Raw genomic sequence first — 18,501 nt, 5'->3', positions numbered from 1 at the left:
CCTTTGCTGAACTGAAAAAGCTTTCAAAAGCAACAATTTAGCTGCGTCATCCGGTTTGACACGAGGTAAAAATTCCATTAATTCGTTGATGGTGCACCGCAACAGCCGCGAACCCCACGCGCCGCCGATGCCGCCACTCAATACCGGAGCTGCAACCTGATGAATCGCACGTCCAGCACCCTCGCCGTCGCCATTGCCATCGCCCTTGGCGCCCCGGCCCTCCCCGCCTTCGCCCAGACCGCTGCCAACACCCTGGATACCGTGATCGTCACCGGTACCCGCGTGGCCGACCGCACCGTGGCCGAATCGCAGTCACCGATCGACATCATCACCCCGGAGGCGCTGCAGTCCACCGGCACCGGCGAGTTGGCCACCGCGCTGTCGCGCGCCCTGCCCTCGCTGAACTTCCCGCGCCCGGCCCTGACCGACGGCACCAGCGGCATCCGCCCGGCGCAGCTGCGCGGTCTGTCGCCTGACCAGGTGCTGGTGCTGGTCAACGGCAAGCGCCGCCATACCTCGGCGATGATCAACGTCAACGGCAGCATCGGCCGTGGCTCGTCGGCGGTGGACATCAACGCCATTCCGATCGCCGCCATCGAGCGCGTGGAAGTGCTGCGTGACGGCGCCTCGGCCCAGTACGGCTCCGACGCCATCGCTGGCGTGGTCAACATCGTGCTCAAGGGCAGCGGCAAGGGCGGCAGCCTGGCCGTGGATTACGGCCAGTACTCGGCCGGTGACGGCAACAAGTACCAGCTCTCCGGCGACACCGGCGTCAGCTTCGCCGATGGCCGTGGCAGCGTGCATTTCGCCGGCCAGATCAGCCAGCAGGACGAAAGCAACCGCGCAGGCCCTTATCAGGGCACCACCCCGAATACCGGCAACTTCCCGTCCATCGGTGAGAAGACCTTCGTGGTCGGCGACCCGCGCGTGGATGCCACCGCTGCCTCGGCCAACGCCAGCTTCAACTTCAGCGACAACGTCAGCGCCTACGCCAGCGCCCTGCTGAGCAACCGCGACATCACTTCGTTCGCGTTCTACCGCTCGCCCAACCACAGCGGCCAGACCGCGCTGCTGGCGCAGGTCTACCCGGACGGCTTCGTGCCGCAGATCAACCAGTACTCCAAGGACCGCTCGCTGGTGGCCGGCGTCAAGGGCAATACCGAGAGTGGCTGGACCTGGGACGTCAGCCTCAACCACGGTGAAAACACCCTGGATTTCCACACCCGCAACAGCATCAACTACAGCCTGGGCGTGAACAGCCCGACCTCGTTCTACGACGGCACGCTGAAGTACCAGCAGGACATCTTCAACGCCGACCTCACCAAGTCGCTGGACTGGGGCCTGGCCTACCCGGTCACGCTGTCCTTCGGCGGTGAGTACCGCCGTGAGAAGTGGGAACAGAACGCCGGTGAGCTGAACTCCTATACCGGTAGCGGCGCGCAGGGCTTCGGTGGTTTCACCCCGACCAACGAAGTGCACAACGATCGCCACAATTACGCCGTCTATGCCGGCCTGGAAGCCGACCTGACCGAGAAGTTCTCCGCCGGCCTGACCGGTCGCTACGAGGACTACTCGGACTTCGGCGACAAGTTCTCGGGCAAGTTGTCGGCGCGCTACGCCTTCACCGACAAGGTCGCGCTGCGTGCCACCGCGTCCAGCGGCTTCCGCGCCCCGTCGCTGGCCCAGCAGAGCTACCAGGCGGTCACCAGCACCATCATCAACGGCAGCTTCGTCGACCGCGGCACCTTCCCGACCACCAGCGCTGCCGCACAGGCACTGGGTGCCAGCCCGCTCAAGGCCGAAAGCTCCACCTCCTACAGCCTTGGCCTGGTGCTGCAGCCGGTTGATCGCCTGTACCTGACCGTCGATGCCTACCAGATCGACATCGATGACCGCATCGTGCTGTCCACCAACATCACCACCAATGCCGCCGCCAATGCGTTGTTGGCCGGGCTGGGGCTGCCGCAGGTCACCGCGTTCTCCTACTTCACCAATGGTGTGGACACCCGCACCCGCGGTGTCGATGCAGTATCCAGCTACACCATCCCGTTCAGCGCCAGCAGCCTGGAACTGACCGCGGCCTACAGCTACAACGAGACCGAAGTGAAGAAGTTCATCGCTTCGCCGGCGGTGTTCGGCAGCCTGGGCATCACCCAGTCGCTGATCGGCCGCGACGAGATCGGCCGCATCGAGGACAGCTTCCCGCGTGACAAGGCCATCGTCAGCGGCACCTGGCGCTCGGACCGCTGGGAGCTGGGTCTGTCGGCGACCCGCTACGGCAGCTTCACCGTGCGCAACTCGGCCACCGCTGCCCGCGACCAGACCTATGACGCCAGTTGGGTAGTGGACGCCTCGGCCAGCTTCAAGCCCAGCGAGAACTGGAAGCTGACCCTGGGTGCGGACAACCTGCTGGACCAGTACCCGGATCGCACCGCGGACCTGCAGAACTCGACCTGGGGCATGCTGCCGTACAGCAACTACTCCCCGTACGGCTTCAACGGCGCTTACGTATACGGCCGTATCAGCTACACCTGGTAAGACTGTTTTGACGTCGTGAAAGGAAGATGCCCCGGGGCGACCCGGGGCATTTTCTTTTGCCGGCTCGGCAGAGGCTTACCCCTCCCCAGCCCTCCCCTTCGCTGCGCGAAAGGGAGGGGGCAGTTCATGCGGGCTGCAGGGTTCACCCAGCTTTTGCTTTGGCGCCCTCCCTTTCGCGCAGCGAAGGGGAGGGTTGGGGAGGGGTACCCTGGCGTTTGCTGTTGCCCTCACCAGCAAGCACCACAAACCCACACCCCACCCTCGCTCCATAAAAAAAACCCAGATTTTTCATGCATTTCCCCTCACCAAACCGCGCATCGCCTTTAGAATCGAAGTACCCCACCCCCTGCTGCGAGCCCTGATGCACCATGACACCGCCCTGATCAACATGATTGCCATCGGTCTGGGCCTGGCCTTCGTGCTTGGCGCCCTGGCCAACAAACTGCGGCTGTCGCCGCTGGTGGGCTATCTGATTGCCGGTGTCATCGTGGGACCGTTCACCCCGGGCTTTGTCGCCGACCAGGCGCTGGCCAACCAGTTGGCCGAGATCGGGGTGATGCTGCTGATGTTCGGCGTCGGCCTGCACTTCTCGTTGAAGGACCTGATGGCGGTCAAGGCCATCGCCATCCCCGGTGCCATCGGCCAGATCCTGGTCGCCACCCTGCTCGGCTGGGGCGTGGCTACGCTGATGGGCTGGCCGGCGCTGCACGGGGTGATCTTCGGCTTCTCGCTGGCCACCGCGTCCACCGTGGTGTTGTTGCGGGCCATGGAGGAACGCCGCTTGCTGGAAACCACGCGCGGCAAGATCGCGGTGGGCTGGCTGATCGTCGAAGACCTGGCCTGTGTGCTGGCCCTGGTGATGATGCCGGTGATTGCCGAGGTGTTCGGCCCCGAGGCCAGTGGCAAGGCACTTTCGATTGGCGGCCTGCTGGCCTCGATCGGCTGGACCTTCGTGCAGTTGGGCCTGTTCGTGGCAGTGATGCTGGTGGTTGGCCGGCGGGTGATTCCGTGGGTGCTGGAGAAAGTGGCCGGCACCGGCTCGCGCGAGCTGTTCACCCTGTGCGTGCTGGCCATCGCGCTGGGCGTGGCGTTTGGTGCGGCCGCGCTGTTCGGCGTCTCGTTCGCGCTGGGCGCATTCTTCGCCGGCATGATGCTCAACGAATCCGAGCTCAGCCACAAGGCCGCGCATGATTCGCTGCCGCTGCGCGATGCGTTCGCGGTGCTGTTCTTCGTTTCGGTCGGCATGTTGTTCAACCCGATGATCATCGTCGAGCACCCCTGGCAGGTGCTGGCGACGGTAGTGATCATCATGTTCGGCAAGTCAGCCGCCGCCTTCTTCATCGTGCGCGCCTTCGGCCACTCCAAGAGCACCGCGCTGACCATCTCCGCCTCGCTGGCGCAGATCGGCGAGTTCGCCTTCATCATCGCTGGGCTGGGCGTGGCCCTGAAGATCCTGCCGCCCACCGGGCAATCGCTGGTACTGGCCGGTGCGCTGGTCTCGATCATGCTCAACCCGGTGGTGTTCGGCCTGCTCGACCGCTGGCAGGCACGCCACAAGGAAACCGCGCCGGTGCCGGAAGTGCCGGACATCCCGCCGGGTCCGTCGCTGGACCTGCACGACCACGCCATCGTGGTCGGCTATGGCCGGGTCGGCAGCGAGCTGGCGCAGGTGCTGCGCGACCGCGGCGTGCCGGTGCTGGTGATCGACGACAACCGCGAGCATGTGGAACGCGCGCACGCCGCCGGCATCCCCGGCATCCGCGGCAGTGCCGCCTCGGACAAGGTGCTGGCCGAGGCGCACCCCGAGCGCGCCACCATCGCCGTGCTGGCCATCCCGCAACCGCTGGAATCCGGTGAGGTGCTGGCCAAGCTGCGCGCCATCAACCCCAATCTGACCCTGTTGGCGCGTGCCCACAGCGATGCCGAGGTCAAGCATCTGCTGGAGCACGGCGCCGACGGCACGGTGATGGCCGAGCGCGAGCTGGCCTACTCGCTGGCGGAAATGATCATGTCCACCCCGCCCTACCGCAGCCTGCGCCGCAACGTGCCTCAGCCGGCGGCCAGCGGCACGTAGATGTCGGCGCGCAGGATGGCCTCGGGAACGTCCTCGGGGTCATCCAGGAAGTGATAGTGCAACGGCGCGTCGCGCAGGGCATGGCCGCTGCCCGGCAACCACTCACGCAGCAACCGGTCGGTGGCGTCCTCGAGCAGGGAGTAGCTGCCGACATGATGCAGGCGCGCCATGCGCCCGCCCCCCAACTGCAGGCGCTGCAGTGATGCCGGCAAGGCCGGCAGCTCGGCATCCAGCGCCAGCGCGCAGTCGAACAGCAGCTCGTCGGCAGGCAGCTCACGGTGGTCACCCAGCGGCAGGCCGATCAACTGCTGCAGCTGTTCGATCAGGCCCTGCTCGGCCGCCCAGCCGAACAGTTCGCCGAACACACCATCCAGATCGTCGAAGGCACCCCGGGCACGCAACGCGACCACCTCGAACGGCTCCAGGGTGATCACTTCCACGCTCAGCGGCGCGGGAGTTTCAGCCACCGGCAGCGGGCGCGACAGCTGGGCGATGCAGGCGGCCAGTCGCTGCGGATCGTCGCGCAGTTCGCTGGCACTGGCATCCACGCTTTCGCGCAGCACCCGGGCCAAGGCCTGCGGGGTGTCGTAACCGGCCAGCAAGGCGATCTCGGTGACACTGGCCGCGCTATGCGCCAGACGCTGCAGCGCCTTGACCACCCGCAGCCGCTGCACCGTGCGGCCTATCGTTTCACCGGTCAGCGCGCGGTAAACGCGATGGAAGTGGAAAGGCGAGTAATGGGCGATGGCCGCCAGCGCCTCCAGGTCGGGCAAGGGGCCGCCGGTATCGACGGCCTGCTGCAGACAGGCAATGACCCGGTCCAGGCGTGGCAGCTGTGCGGCATTGGCTTTCATTGCATCGTCTCCGTGGAAGTGGGGCTATTGCAGCGCGCCTGCTCAGCGCTGGCGTTTCCGATCTTGCGCAGGCGTCGGCCCGGCAGCAGGCATCCGCGCCAGATAGTCCTGCAACAAGGCGATGGCCTGGCGCACCTTGGCCGGTTGGGTCTGGCGATGTGGTGTCACCGCCCAGGCCGGCAACGCTGGCACTTCCCAATCCGGCAACAGGCGCTGCAGGTGGCCGTCAGCCAATAGCGGGGCCGCATCCAGGCTGGTCAGCACCGCCACGCCCAAACCGGCCTGGCATAGCTGCAGGACCGCTGGCTGGTTCTGGCTGGCGATGCGCGGATGCGCCGGCACCAGCCGTTCCTCGCCGCTGTCACGGTGTTGCCAGACCAAGCCGGGCACCTGCGGCACACCCAGCCAGTCGGCGGCGGGTACCTGCAGGGGATCGGTGGGCATGCCGTGGGCCTGCAGCCACTGCGGCGACGCGCAGGGCCAACGCTGCAGGCTGCCCAGGCGCTGCGCCATCCAATCGCTATCCGGCAGCTGGCCAAAGCGCAGGGCCAGATCGATGCGCGCCTGCAACAGGTCGGTCCAGCCGTCGTCGAAGAACAGGTGCAGGCGCAGCTGCGGGTTGTCCTGCAACCACGTCCCCAGCGCCGGCCCGATATGCGCGGCCATGCCCAGCGGCGCCGACAGCCGCAGTTCACCGCTGGGGGCCTGGCGGGCGGCCGACAGTTCTGCCGCTGCCTCCCCGGCCGCGTCCAGCAGACGCGCGCAGGCCGCGTAGTAACGGCTGCCCACATCGGTGAGGGCCAGCCGTCGGGTGGAGCGGTGCAACAGCGCCACCCCGGCCTCCTGCTCCAGCGCGCGCAGTTGCTGGCTCACCGCCGAGGTACTCATGCCCAGGGCCCGCGCCGCCGCACTCATCGAGCCGTGCTGCACCACCTGGGCAAACAGGGCCATCCGCTTGAAGCTGTCCATGGGTCACCTCCTTGCGGGCCATTGTGAAGCACAGCTTCAAGGTCTTTGTGATTTTTTGCGACTGCCGCGGCGGCACGCGGAGGCGGAAACTGGCGTCATTCCCACTCGCAAGGATTTCCCATGAAAGTCGCATTGATTGGTGCCACCGGCTTCGTCGGCAAGGCCCTGCTGGACGAACTGCTGGCGCGCGGCCATGACGTCACCGCCCTGGTGCGTGACTCAGCCAAGCTGGCAAGCCGCGCGCGCTTGCACGTGGTCAAGGCCGATGTGCTCAATGCTGAGGAGGTACGCGCCGGGGTCAGCGGTGCCGACACCGTGATCAGTGCCTACAACGCCGGCTGGGCCAATCCGGATCTGTACAACGAGTTCATGCGTGGCACCCGCGCGATCGTGGCCGGCACCAAGGCAGCAGGCGTCAAGCGCTACATCGTGATTGGCGGCGCTGGCAGCCTGTATGCGGCGGACGGCACCCAGCTGGTGGATTCCCCCGACTTCCCGGCGGCTATCTATCCCGGTGCCAGCGCCGCGCGCGATGCGCTGAACGAGTTGCGTAATGAGACCTCGCTGGCCTGGACCCAACTGAGCCCGCCGGTGGCCTTCCATCCGGGCAGTGCGACCGAGCGCACCGGCAAGTACCGGGTGGGCAGCGACACTCCGCTGAGCACCGGTGATGGCCCGGGCACGATCAGTGCGGCCGATCTGGCGGTGGCAGTGGTGGATGAGCTGGAAACGCCGAAGCACGTGGGCAAGCGGTTTACGGTTGCCTGGTAAAAGCTAGGAGCTGAGAGCTGCCCTCACCCCAACCCCCGCTCCGCGCCCCGGCCCTTGCGCTGACGCAAGCGCGTTCAAATGGCTGCGAACCTTTGGTTCGCAAACAGCCCTTCTCACCCCGCATGCGGGAGAGGGGCCAGGATTGCGGCGGCTCGTAGTGCGTTAGCCCCTCTCCCGTTTACGGGAGAGGGGTTGGGGTGAGGGGAAGCTTCTAACAAGCGAACCCCGCCCTTGATTCTCCTCTGCAGCGTCCAAGCTGGGACTCAAGCCCCAGCCAACGCCTGCTCCAGATCCGCCAGCAGGTCATCGATATGCTCGATGCCCACCGACAGGCGCACGGTGTCCAGCGTCACCCCGGCCTTTTCCAGCTCGGCCTCATCCAGCTGCCGATGGGTGGTGGATGCCGGATGCGTGGCCAGTGACTTGGCATCGCCCAGGTTCACCAGTCGCGTGAACAGCTGCAAGGCATCCAGGAAGCGCGCGCCGGCTTCGCGCCCACCCGGCAAACCGAAGGTCAGCACGCCCGAGCCGTGGCCACGCAGGTACTTCTGCACCAGCGCATGTTCCGGATGGTCCGGCAGCGCCGCGTAGTTCACCCAGGCGACCTTTGCATGGTTCTGCAGGTAGTTGGCCACGGCCAGCGTATTGCTGTTGATGCGATCCATGCGCAGCGCCAGCGTCTCGACGCCCTGCAGGATCTGGAAGGCGTTGAACGGCGAAATCGCCGCGCCCATGTTGCGCAATGGCACCACGCGGGCACGGCCAATAAAGGCCGCCGGCCCCAATGCCTCGGTATAGACCACGCCGTGGTAGCTGACGTCCGGCGTATTGAGGCGCGGGAAGCGCGCCTTGTGCTCGGCCCACGGGAAGCGGCCGGAATCGACGATGGCACCGCCAAGACTGGTGCCATGGCCACCGAGATACTTGGTCAAGGAGTGCACCACGATATCCGCACCAAAATCGAAGGAGCGCTGCAGATACGGCGTGGCCACGGTGTTGTCGACGATCACCGGCACGCCATGCGCATGCGCGATCTTGGCGATGGCCTCGATATCGGTGATATTGCCGCGCGGGTTGCCGATGGATTCGACGAACACCGCCTTGGTGCGCTCATCAATCAGCGCCGCAAATGCCTGCGGATCACGGTAATCGGCAAAGCGGGTCTGGATGCCGAACTGCGGCAGCGTGTGTGCGAACAGGTTGTAGGTGCCACCGTACAGCGCGCTGGAGGCGAGGATATTGTCGCCGGCCTCGGCAATGGTCTGGATGGCGTAGGTGATGGCGGCCTGGCCCGAGGCCAGCGCCAACGCACCGATGCCGCCTTCCAAGGCCGCGATGCGCTTTTCCAGCACATCGGTGGTGGGATTCATGATGCGGGTATAGATATTGCCCTGGACCTTGAGGTCGAACAGATCGGCACCGTGCTGGGTGTCGTCGAAGGCGTAGGCAACGGTCTGGTAGATCGGCACCGCCACCGCGCGGGTGGTCGGGTCAGGGGAATAACCGCCGTGCACGGCGATGGTTTCTGGCTTCCACTGCGGATCGGTCATCGGAGCGCTCGCTAAGGAGTGACCGCTGACGATAGCCGAGGATGGCTGGCAACCGGTGGACGGTTGCAGGGGTTACTTGTGAGGGGATGGAATCTTCTGATGCATTTTCAGCTGGAAGCTTCCCCTCACCCCAACCCCTCTCCCGCGTGCGGGAGAGGGGCTAACGCACCACGAGCCGCCGCAAACCTTGCCCCTCTCCCGCGCGCGGGAGAGGGGTTGGGGTGAGGGCAGCTTTTAACGCACTTGAAGCTTTGGCTCTGGCTCTCAGCCCTTGCCGAACTGCAGCTGCCCGCCACCACCGGCTTCCACCTTGATGGTGTCGCCGCTGGCGAACTCGCCGGCCAGGATCTTCTGCGCCAGCGGGTTTTCCAGCTGCGCCTGGATCGCACGCTTCAACGGACGCGCGCCATAGATCGGGTCGAAGCCGACATTGCCCAGCACATCGAAGGCCGAATCCGACACTTCCAGGCGCAGGCCACGCTCGCCCAGGCGCTTCTCCAGGCCACGCATCTGGATGCGTGCGATCTGCTTGATCTGCTGCTTGTCCAGCGGGTGGAACACGACGATGTCGTCCAGGCGGTTGATGAACTCCGGACGGAAGTGCGCCTGCACCACGCCCATCACCGCGGCCTTCATCTGCGTATAGGCTTCCGGGCTGTCGTCACCGCTCATGTCCTGGATCTGGTGCGAGCCCAGGTTCGAGGTCATCACGATGACGGTGTTGCGGAAGTCCACGGTGCGGCCCTGGCCATCGGTCAAACGACCGTCGTCCAGCACCTGCAGCAGGATGTTGAACACATCCGGATGCGCCTTCTCCACCTCGTCCAGCAGGATCACGCTGTACGGGCGACGGCGCACCGCCTCGGTCAGGTAGCCACCTTCCTCGTAGCCCACATAGCCCGGGGGCGCACCGATCAGGCGCGACACGCTGTGCTTCTCCATGAACTCACTCATGTCGATGCGCACCATCGCGTCGGGCGAATCGAACAGGAAGTCGGCCAGCGCCTTGGTCAGCTCGGTCTTGCCCACGCCGGTCGGGCCCAGGAACAGGAACGAGCCACTCGGACGGTTCGGGTCCGACAGGCCGGCGCGCGAACGCCGCACCGCGTCGGAAACCACGCGGATCGCTTCTTCCTGGCCAACCACGCGGTTGTGCAGCATATCTTCCATGCGCAGCAGCTTGTCGCGCTCGCCTTCCAGCATCTTGCTGACCGGGATACCGGTCCAGCGCGAGACGACCTCGGCGATTTCCTCGTCGGTCACCTTGTCCTGCACCAGCTTGAAGTCCTTGCGCTCCATTTCCTGCGCGGCCTGCAGCTGCTTCTCCAGGTTCGGCAGCAGGCCGTACTGGATCTCGCTCATCTTGGCGAAGTCCTGGCGACGCTGTGCGGCTTCCAGATCCAGCTTGGCCTTCTCGACCTGCTCCTTGATCTTGGTCGCGCCCTGCAGTGCGGCCTTCTCCGACTTCCAGATTTCGTTGAGGTCGGAGAACTCACGCTCCAGTGTGTCGATATCGGCTTCCAGATCGGCCAGGCGCTTGCGCGAGGCGTCGTCCTTTTCCTTCTTCAGCATTTCGCGCTGGATCTTGAGCTGGATCAGGCGACGCTCCAGGCGATCAAGCTCTTCCGGCTTGGAGTCGATCTCCATGCGGATACGCGATGCCGCCTCGTCCATCAGGTCGATGGCCTTGTCCGGCAGCTGGCGGTCGGTGATGTAGCGGTTGGACAGCGTCGCCGCCGCAACCACCGCAGGGTCGGTGATTTCCACGCCGTGGTGCACCGCATAGCGTTCCTTCAGGCCACGCAGGATGGCGATGGTGTCCTCCACCGTCGGCTCACCCACGAACACCTTCTGGAAGCGGCGCTCCAGCGCGGCGTCCTTCTCGATGTACTGGCGGTACTCGTCCAGGGTGGTGGCACCGATGCAATGCAGCTCGCCACGCGCAAGCGCCGGCTTGAGCATATTGCCCGCATCCATCGCGCCGTCGCCCTTGCCGGCGCCGACCATGGTGTGCAGCTCGTCGATGAACAGGATGATCTGGCCTTCGTTCTTGGACAGATCGTTGAGCACGCCCTTGAGCCGTTCCTCGAACTCGCCGCGGAACTTGGCACCGGCAATCAGCGCGCCCATGTCCAGCGACAGCACGCGCTTGCCGCGCAGGCCCTCGGGCACTTCGTCGTTGATGATGCGCTGGGCCAGGCCTTCGACAATGGCAGTCTTGCCCACGCCGGGCTCCCCGATCAGCACCGGGTTGTTCTTGGTACGGCGCTGCAGCACCTGGATGGTGCGGCGGATTTCCTCGTCGCGGCCAATCACCGGGTCGAGCTTGCCGCTCTCGGCACGCGCGGTCAGGTCGATGGTGTACTTCTCCAGCGCCTGGCGCTGCTCTTCTGCGTTTTCGCTCTGCACGGTTTCCCCGCCGCGCAGCTTGTCGATGGCGGCCTCCACTTTTTTCTTGTCGGCACCGGCAGCGCGCAGGGCCATGCCAGCCGGGCCACCGTCGTCCACCGCCGCCAGCAGGAACCACTCGCTGGCGATGAACTGGTCGTTGTGCTGCTGGGCCAGCTTGTCGGTGCTGTTGAGCAGGCGGTTGAGATCATTGCCCATCGACAGGCTGCCGGCCTGGCCGGATACCTTGGGCAGTGCATCCAGCGCTTCGGTCAGCCGCTCGCGCAACACCGGCACGTTGACACCGGCCTGGGCCAGCAAGGGCCGGCTGCTGCCACCGGGCTGATCGAGCAGCGCGCTGAGCACGTGCACCGGCTCGATGATGTTGTTGTCACGGCCAACTGCCAGCGACTGGGCATCTGCCAGGGCCTTCTGGAAGTTGGAGGTGAGTTTGTCCATCCGCATGGGTCTTCTTCCTCAATGTTGGGTTGCCAGCACTGCCGGCGATACTGGTTCAGATGCGGTTGCAACGGCGTGATTCAAGGGTGAATAGCCATCTTGTTCAGCTGCAATCGCAATCCCGCCCCAGTATCACCCGCTGCTGTCACCGCAACCTTGATCCAACGCAAGCGGCAGCGCGGCTCAGCCGCGCGTGATCGCCGCGCGCAACGCCCGCAGCTGCTGCTTCACCGCCTGTTGCTGGCTGGCATCCATGCGCAGCAAGGCTTTCTGCCCGATCGACAGCGATTGCAGGGCCGGGTCGACGAAGCGATAGCGGCCCTTGCCGTCCGGCTCCACCGCCAGCGGACGGGCCGGCTCGGGGGTCTGCAGCAGATGGTCGATCACCGCCACCAGCCTGTCGTTGAAATGGCCATCGGGATGACCGATATCGCGGTAGGCCTGCTGCAGCAAGGGATAGAAGCGCTTGTAAGCAGCCGCTACCGCCCCCGTATCGGCACGGGTAAAGGCATCCACGTAAGGTGCATAGCGGGTGGCATTGGCGGCTGCCAACCGCTCACCGCCAGCACCGCCCTGCTCCACCTGCAGCGCGCCTGGCAACGGCCGCACCGCCATCGCCGCAGCTGGCAGGCTGGGCTGGGTGAGATTGTCGACATGAACCACCACGCGCTGGATCAGCTGCTCACGCAGCAGCACGGCCAAGACATCTGCGGGAAACAACCCGTTCAGCGCCTGCCAACTGGAAGCATCGCTGTCGGCCAGAGCCGGCAAGGCCGGGTCGGCAGCTACGTCGAGCGGATATTTCGGCTCGGCCGCTGGTTCGGGCCTAGCCGGCGGTTGGACGGCCGGTGCAGCCGGGCTATCCACCAGCGGAGCAGCGGTTGCCGTTGCCTGCCGCAGCTGCGCCACATCATCACGGAACATCCACCATGCAGCGCCGCCTACCGCGACGACGCCAACCACTGCCCAGGGCCACACTGCTTTGCGCTTCTGCATCACTTGCACCTTTATTGCATGTGATGGTGTGACCCTGTTTATCCCGCCGGGTTCCCCTGCGGTTCAAGCCTCGTGCATCAACGCTGTTTCTGCAGCGACATCAGGCCGATCACGACCGCCAGCACCGCGTAGGCAGCCGATACCTGCAAGGTGATGGCCTGGCGCAGGCCTTCCAGCTGCCACGGCAGGTAGATGCCACCGCGCGGATCGGTGGAATGGATCACGCCAAACGCACTCAGCGCGGCAGCCACCAACAGCAGGCTTACCGCCACGCCAGCGCGGCGCTCGATCAAGGCCACCAGTGCTGCCGCCCAGATCATCGCGCTGATGATGAAACCATTGCCAAGCAGCTGCAGGGTAGCCACGTCCGACAGGCCATGGCCATCGACCACTGCATACAGGGCGGCCGCCGCATCGGGTGCTACCCAGGTGCCGAACTTGATGTTGATCAGGTAGGCGATGGCCGGCAGGAAGGCCAGCGCCACCGCGATCGCGTGCTCGCGCTTGGTCTGCTGGAACGCCTGCACAGTGATGTCGAGGCCGACGAAGACGATGATCGGTGCCAGCACCGCCACCGGCAGCCACTGCACCAACCCGGCAACCACGCCGAGCATGCCGCCGATGCCGATGAACAGGCCGGTCAGCAGTGTGTAGCCGCTGCGTGCACCCAGACGCTTGTAGGCCGGCTGGCCGATGTACGGCGTGGTCTGTGCGACACCGCCGCAGACGCCAGCGATCAGCGTAGCAATGGCCTCGACCAGCAGGATGTCGCGGGTGCGGTAATCGTCACCGGCAGCGCGCGCACTCTCCGCCACGTTGATACCGCCCACCACCATCAGCAGGCCGAACGGCAGCAGCAGCGATAGATACGGCACGGTCAGCGGCAGGCCGTCGATAAAGCCCAGCGTCGGCAGCGGCAGGGCCACCGCGAAAGAGATGGCCGGCGGCCATTGGAAGCCGGTCAGCGCGCCAGCGGCACCCAATCCGTAATACAGCGCAACACCAACCAGCAGCGAAAACAGCACGCCCGGCAAGCGCAGCGGCACCACGCCACGCGCGACCAGCACGTACAGCAGCACGCCCAGCGTGACCAGGCCCACCAACGGCTGGCGCATGCTTTCGATCAGCGGCAGGAAACCCAGCAGTGTCAGCGCCGCACCACCGATGGAGCCGAGCAGCGCCGCACGCGGCACGTGGCGGGTGACCGCATCGCCCACAAAGGACAGGACCAGCTTGAGCAGGCCCATCACCACCAGCGAGGCCATGCCCAGCTTCCAGGTCAGCATCGCCGCCGCCTGCGGGTCCATGCCCAGTTGCTTGAAGCCGACGAAGGCCGGGCCCAGCACCAACAAGGCCATGCCGATGCTGGTTGGCGCGTCCAGCCCCAGCGGCATCGCGGTGATGTCATCACGGCCAGTGCGGGCAGCCAGGCGGCGCGCCATCACCGTGTACATCAGGTTGCCGATCAACACGCCGAAGGCGGTGCCCGGGAACATGCGGCCGAACACCACATCGGCCGGGAACTGGAAGATGCCGACCAGCGCCATCGCGATGAAACCGAGGATCGACAGGTTATCGACCACCAGGCCGAAAAAGCCATTGAGATCGCCGGCGACGAACCAACGTGGACGGGATGCGGATGCAGAAGAATTCATGGGGAATATCGTCAGGAATGCGGAGCGATGGTAACGGCGGGAAAATGCGTGCGAGTGGAACAGATCATTCGTTCGTGGGCAGTTTCACCCAGCCCAGCACCGGGCCACGGCTGGGATTGCGGTAGCGCAACTGCAACCAGCCATCGGCTTCATCCAACAACTCGACGCGGTCGCCCTTGAGCAGGTAGCGCTTGGTCGAGGTGTCACCGGCCTTGCTGTACAGCAGCAGCTTGTCCGGCACCACCGACGCGCTGCGGCCCGGCATCGGGGCGTCCTTCAGCGGCGGATCGAAGGCATTCCAGATGGCGGTTTCGAGTCGCTTGCCTGCGGCATCCCAGGTGCTCCACACCGTGAGGATCTCCGCATCGTCAACTTCAGCCAGCGCCAACACCCGCGCGAGTGCTTCGGTGTCGAGGAAGGCATTGCGCATTGAGCGGTACAGGTAAACCTTTTCGCCCGCAAAGCGGTAGATATCGCTGTACCACATCGGCCCGCTACGACAGCTGCTGCTCAACGTGCGTGTGGCCGGGTCCGGGGTCAGCGACCAGAAGCCTTCGCAGCTGATTTCCGGGCCCTCGGGTGCGGCCAACGCGCGGAACTGGCCAGTGGCCGGCTCGTACAGGTAAACCGTGACCGATTCGTTGACTTGACCCAGCGTCGCACTGGTATCCAGGTCCTGGTAACCGTCGAAGTTGTAGTCGGCGTGACCCAGCCGCGTGCCGCCACCTTCCTCGTCCGTGGACGCTGGCAACACCTGCCGGGCCGTTGAGCGGTTGGTGACCACTTCCACGCTGCCGTCGCCCAGCAAGCGCGCATGCGCGCTCACGCCGGCTGTGACCTCGAAGCGGATCTGGCTGTCATCTGCCGCGAATGCCGGCGCTGCCAGCAGCGAAACCGCTGCAATCAGCAAGCCGCGGGCGGCAGAACGGCAGCGGGACGTGGATATCAGGGACATCATCGAGAAGCTCATCTGCGGTTGGAGGCTGCCCGAAGGCTAGCCGATCCAGTGCCGGTCAGAACGAAACCTCGACCGGCTGCCGCGACCACAGCACCGACTGGTGCCGGGTGGCCTGCTTCCAGGCCAGGCGGATGGCTTCGATGTCGTTGCGCCGCTGCGGGCTGTCCTCGTGCAGGATCACCAGCACCTTGGTGCGCAACCGGTTGGGCTCGGCCGCGCCACGGAACAGCCACTGGCCGTAAGCATCAAACACGGTCAGGCCATCGGGAAAGCGCGGCGTCACTTCCCTGTCCAGGAAGGCGCGCCACTGCGCCTCGCTGATCACGTCGGTCTGCTCACGTGCCGATGGCCCGGTTTCCTCGCCGACGCCGAAATACAGCTCGCTGCGTGACCAGCCAGCGGCTTCGGCCGGTCGCGCTGCATCGCCGTGCAATTGGGCACTGGGTGCAGGCTCGGCAGCAGGTGGAGCGGCGAGGGCAGCTCCGGCAACGGCAAACAACAGGGGCAACAGGACAGCGTGCAACTTCATGGAAAACCTCCGGACAGGAACGACACGGTGGCATCCAAGGCACCGCAGGGGATATCGCGTTTGGTTATCAACCAATTGCCAGCAGGACTTGCATCCCGGCCGCCGTTAACGCGAAGATAATATATCGCTTCATCCGGATGGATGCAAGTGTTGCCTGAAGCCTTTTCACCATCCGCGCCTCCCCCACGTCCCGCTTTCCCCACAGTTTCTGGAGCTCCCATGTCCCGCCCCACCTCGGCCCCGCTCGGCCTGGCCATCGCGCTGGCGCTGTCTTCCCCCGCTTTTGCCCAGGACGTCCAGCAGGCGACCAATCTGGATACGGTGATCGTCACCGGCACCCGCGCCGTCGACCGAACCGTGCTGGAGTCCACCTCGCCGGTGGACGTGCTCAGTGCCGAGGACATCCGCAAGGCTGGCGTGGTCAACGGCGAGCTGGGCAGCGCGCTGCAGGCGCTGCTGCCCTCGTTCAACTTCCCGCGCCAGTCCAACTCCGGCGGTGCCGACCACATCCGCGCCGCCCAGCTGCGCGGCCTGTCACCCGACCATGTGCTGGTGCTGATCAACGGCAAGCGTCGCCATAACAGCGCCCTGGTCAACACCGACAGCAAGATCGGCAAGGGCACCACGCCGGTAGATTTCAATGCCATCCCGGTCAGCGCGATCAAGCGCATCGAGGTGCTGCGTGACGGCGCCGGCGCGCTGTATGGCTCCGATGCGGTGGCCGGCGTGATCAACGTGATCCTCGACGACGCGCCGGAAGGCGGCGCCATCGAAGCCAGCTTCGGCGCGCACCACACCGACCTCAAGCCGATCGACCGCACCTTGACCGATGGCCAGACCAGCTTCTTCAGCGCCAAGGTCGGCACCGCGCTGACGGACGACGGCGGCTTCCTGCGCGTCGGCCTGGAGCTGAAGAACCGCGAAGCCACCAACCGTGCCGGTTTCGATCAGATCCCGCCGTGGGAAGCACAGACCCCTGACAATCTGGCCCTGGCCGGCAAGCGCAATTACTCACTGGGCGATGGCGCCAGCAAGGACCTCAATGCCTGGTTCAATGCCGAAATCCCGTTCGGCGCCGCCTCCAAGGCCTATGCCTTCGGCACCTACAACCAGCGCGATACCGAAGGCGCCAATTACTTCCGTTACCCGGACGGCGAAGCCAACTGGAAGGAGTTGTACCCGAACGGTTACCGGCCGATCTCCGAAGGCGAAAACCTGGATGTGCAGCTGGTGGCCGGTGCCCGCGGTGAACTCGGCGACTGGAACTACGATGCCAGCCTCGACCATGGCCGCAACGAATTCACCTATCGCCTGCGCAATTCGCTCAACGCTTCGCTCGGCCCGACCAGCCCGACCCGCTTCAAAACCGCCGATTTCAGTTTCGCGCAGACCGTGGCCAACCTCGATTTCGGACGCATTTTCGTGCGTGCCAACGACAGCCACAGCCTTGGCTTCGGCATCGAAGGACGCCACGAGCGTTATGAAACCGGTGCCGGTGACCCGGCCAGCTACGCCGCCGGCCCCTACACCGACCGCCCGACCGGCTCGCAGGCCGGCGGCGGCCTGACCCCGCAGGACGAAGCGCATCTGTCGCGCGATGTGTTCAGTGCCTACACCAGCCTGTCCTCGACCTTCGGCGAGAAGTTCTCCACCGATATCGCTGCACGCTATGAGCACTACGAGGACTTCGGTGGCGAGCTGACCGGCAAGATCGGCGCGCGCTACGCGTTTGCGCCGGCGTTCGCGCTGCGTGGTTCGGTCTCCAACAACTTCCACGCGCCGTCGCTGAGCCAGATCGGCTACGAATCCACTTCAACCGGCTATACCGCCGGTGGCCAGCTGGTGCAGGGCCGCCTGTTGTCGGTCAACAATCCGATCGCGCGGGCGCTGGGCGCAAGCGACCTGAAGCCGGAGAAGTCGATCAACTACAGCCTCGGCTTCACCAGCCAGATCGGCAGCCACTTCGACCTGTCGCTGGACCTGTTCCAGATCGATATCGATGACCGCATTGCTCTGTCGGAAAGCATTACCGGCGATGCGCTGACCGATTTCGTGCAGCAGCAGTTCGGCATCGGCGGGCTGGAAAGCGCGCATTACTTCGTCAACGCCGCCGATACCCGTACCCGTGGCGCCGAGTTCGTCGGCAACTGGCGGCAGTCGCTGGGTGACGGTGAGCTGCTGCTGACCGGCACCTGGAGTTACGCCAAAACCGAGTTGAAGAACGTCGTCGCCACGCCTTCGCAGTTGCTCGCACTGAATCCGGACTACGTGCTGTTCGGCGTGGAGGAGAGCAATACGCTCACCGATGCCGCACCGCGTACCCGCGCACAGTTCGCCGCCAGTTGGGCCAATGACAGCTGGTCACTGAGCAGCCGCGTCAGCCGTCATGGCAGCGCCAAGCGCGTCTTCGATTTTGGTGGCGGCTACGTCCCGACCCAGACCTACCAGGCCGAATGGCAGCTGGATGCGGAAGTCGAGTACCGCATCACACCGCAATGGAGCGTGGCGGTGGGCGGGCAGAACCTGACCGACAACTACCCGGACAAGTCGAACGAAGACATCTACTACTTCGGCAACCTGCCGTATGACGTGTTGTCGCCAATCGGCAGCAATGGCGCCTACTGGTATGGGCGGGTGCGGTTTACGTTCTGATTTTTCGGGGGGATGGCTTTTTAAAAGCTTCCCCTCACCCCAACCCCTCTCCCGCGCGCGGGAGAGGGGCTCCGATTGCTTGCGCTCGTAGTGCACTAGCCCCTCTCC

General features: G+C 65.3%; 12 protein-coding genes. 4 read left to right on the top strand and 8 right to left on the bottom strand.

Going from position 1 to position 18,501, the window contains the following annotated elements:
- Positions 1 to 159 precede the first annotated feature (159 nt).
- Together ACVOLQ_RS08435 and ybaL are read left to right on the top strand one after the other, a co-directional pair.
- Complete coding sequence (locus ACVOLQ_RS08435) at positions 160 to 2,538, top strand: TonB-dependent receptor plug domain-containing protein (protein WP_481527702.1); 2,379 nt, start codon at positions 160 to 162, stop codon at positions 2,536 to 2,538.
- 361 nt (positions 2,539 to 2,899) lie between these two features.
- Entirely contained in the window at positions 2,900 to 4,612 is a 1,713-nt protein-coding gene (gene ybaL, locus ACVOLQ_RS08430; RefSeq protein ID WP_313494002.1) for a YbaL family putative K(+) efflux transporter, read from the top strand.
- On the opposite strand, the gene ACVOLQ_RS08425 is transcribed toward ybaL, so the two are convergent.
- Positions 4,588 to 5,466, bottom strand: coding sequence for an AraC family transcriptional regulator (locus ACVOLQ_RS08425; RefSeq protein ID WP_481527701.1), 879 nt, complete (start codon positions 5,464 to 5,466; stop codon positions 4,588 to 4,590). The genes ybaL and ACVOLQ_RS08425 overlap by 25 nt on opposite strands.
- Before the next feature lie 42 nt (positions 5,467 to 5,508).
- Positions 5,509 to 6,435: a LysR family transcriptional regulator gene (locus ACVOLQ_RS08420; protein WP_481527700.1), complete on the bottom strand. Its 927-nt coding sequence runs from the start codon at positions 6,433 to 6,435 to the stop codon at positions 5,509 to 5,511.
- Between the two features lie 120 nt (positions 6,436 to 6,555).
- On the opposite strand from ACVOLQ_RS08420, the gene ACVOLQ_RS08415 reads away from it, so the two are divergent.
- Positions 6,556 to 7,206, top strand: coding sequence for an NAD(P)-dependent oxidoreductase (locus ACVOLQ_RS08415; protein WP_481527699.1), 651 nt, complete (start codon positions 6,556 to 6,558; stop codon positions 7,204 to 7,206).
- 263 nt (positions 7,207 to 7,469) lie between these two features.
- Here ACVOLQ_RS08415 and ACVOLQ_RS08410 read toward each other — a convergent pair whose 3' ends face one another.
- From ACVOLQ_RS08410 to ACVOLQ_RS08385, 6 genes are all read right to left on the bottom strand, one after another.
- A complete protein-coding gene (locus ACVOLQ_RS08410; protein ID WP_481527698.1) occupies positions 7,470 to 8,756 on the bottom strand; it encodes an O-acetylhomoserine aminocarboxypropyltransferase/cysteine synthase family protein in 1,287 nt (428 codons plus the stop codon).
- Positions 8,757 to 9,020: 264 nt separating this feature from the next.
- Positions 9,021 to 11,609 (bottom strand): ATP-dependent chaperone ClpB, encoded by a 2,589-nt coding sequence (gene clpB, locus ACVOLQ_RS08405; RefSeq protein WP_481527697.1) that lies wholly within the window; start codon positions 11,607 to 11,609, stop codon positions 9,021 to 9,023.
- A 177-nt stretch (positions 11,610 to 11,786) separates the two neighbouring features.
- Positions 11,787 to 12,599, bottom strand: a complete 813-nt coding sequence (locus ACVOLQ_RS08400) for a DUF3014 domain-containing protein (RefSeq protein WP_481527696.1) — start codon at positions 12,597 to 12,599, stop codon at positions 11,787 to 11,789.
- A 77-nt stretch (positions 12,600 to 12,676) separates the two neighbouring features.
- The gene (locus ACVOLQ_RS08395) at positions 12,677 to 14,254 is read right to left on the bottom strand and encodes a hypothetical protein (protein WP_481527695.1); all 1,578 of its coding nucleotides are present in this window, start codon (positions 14,252 to 14,254) and stop codon (positions 12,677 to 12,679) included.
- Between the two features lie 64 nt (positions 14,255 to 14,318).
- Positions 14,319 to 15,212: an XAC2610-related protein gene (locus tag ACVOLQ_RS08390; protein WP_481527694.1), complete on the bottom strand. Its 894-nt coding sequence runs from the start codon at positions 15,210 to 15,212 to the stop codon at positions 14,319 to 14,321.
- A 55-nt stretch (positions 15,213 to 15,267) separates the two neighbouring features.
- Positions 15,268 to 15,741, bottom strand: a complete 474-nt coding sequence (locus tag ACVOLQ_RS08385) for a DUF3574 domain-containing protein (RefSeq protein ID WP_481527693.1) — start codon at positions 15,739 to 15,741, stop codon at positions 15,268 to 15,270.
- Positions 15,742 to 15,960: 219 nt separating this feature from the next.
- On the opposite strand from ACVOLQ_RS08385, the gene ACVOLQ_RS08380 reads away from it, so the two are divergent.
- Positions 15,961 to 18,393, top strand: a complete 2,433-nt coding sequence (locus ACVOLQ_RS08380; RefSeq protein ID WP_481527692.1) for a TonB-dependent receptor plug domain-containing protein — start codon at positions 15,961 to 15,963, stop codon at positions 18,391 to 18,393.
- Positions 18,394 to 18,501: the final 108 nt, after the last annotated feature.

The sequence above is a fragment of the Stenotrophomonas sp. STEN031 genome, assembly GCF_056759975.1.
Note: the sequence above shows the minus strand (reverse complement) of the source record. Positions and strands in the feature narration are given on the sequence as shown.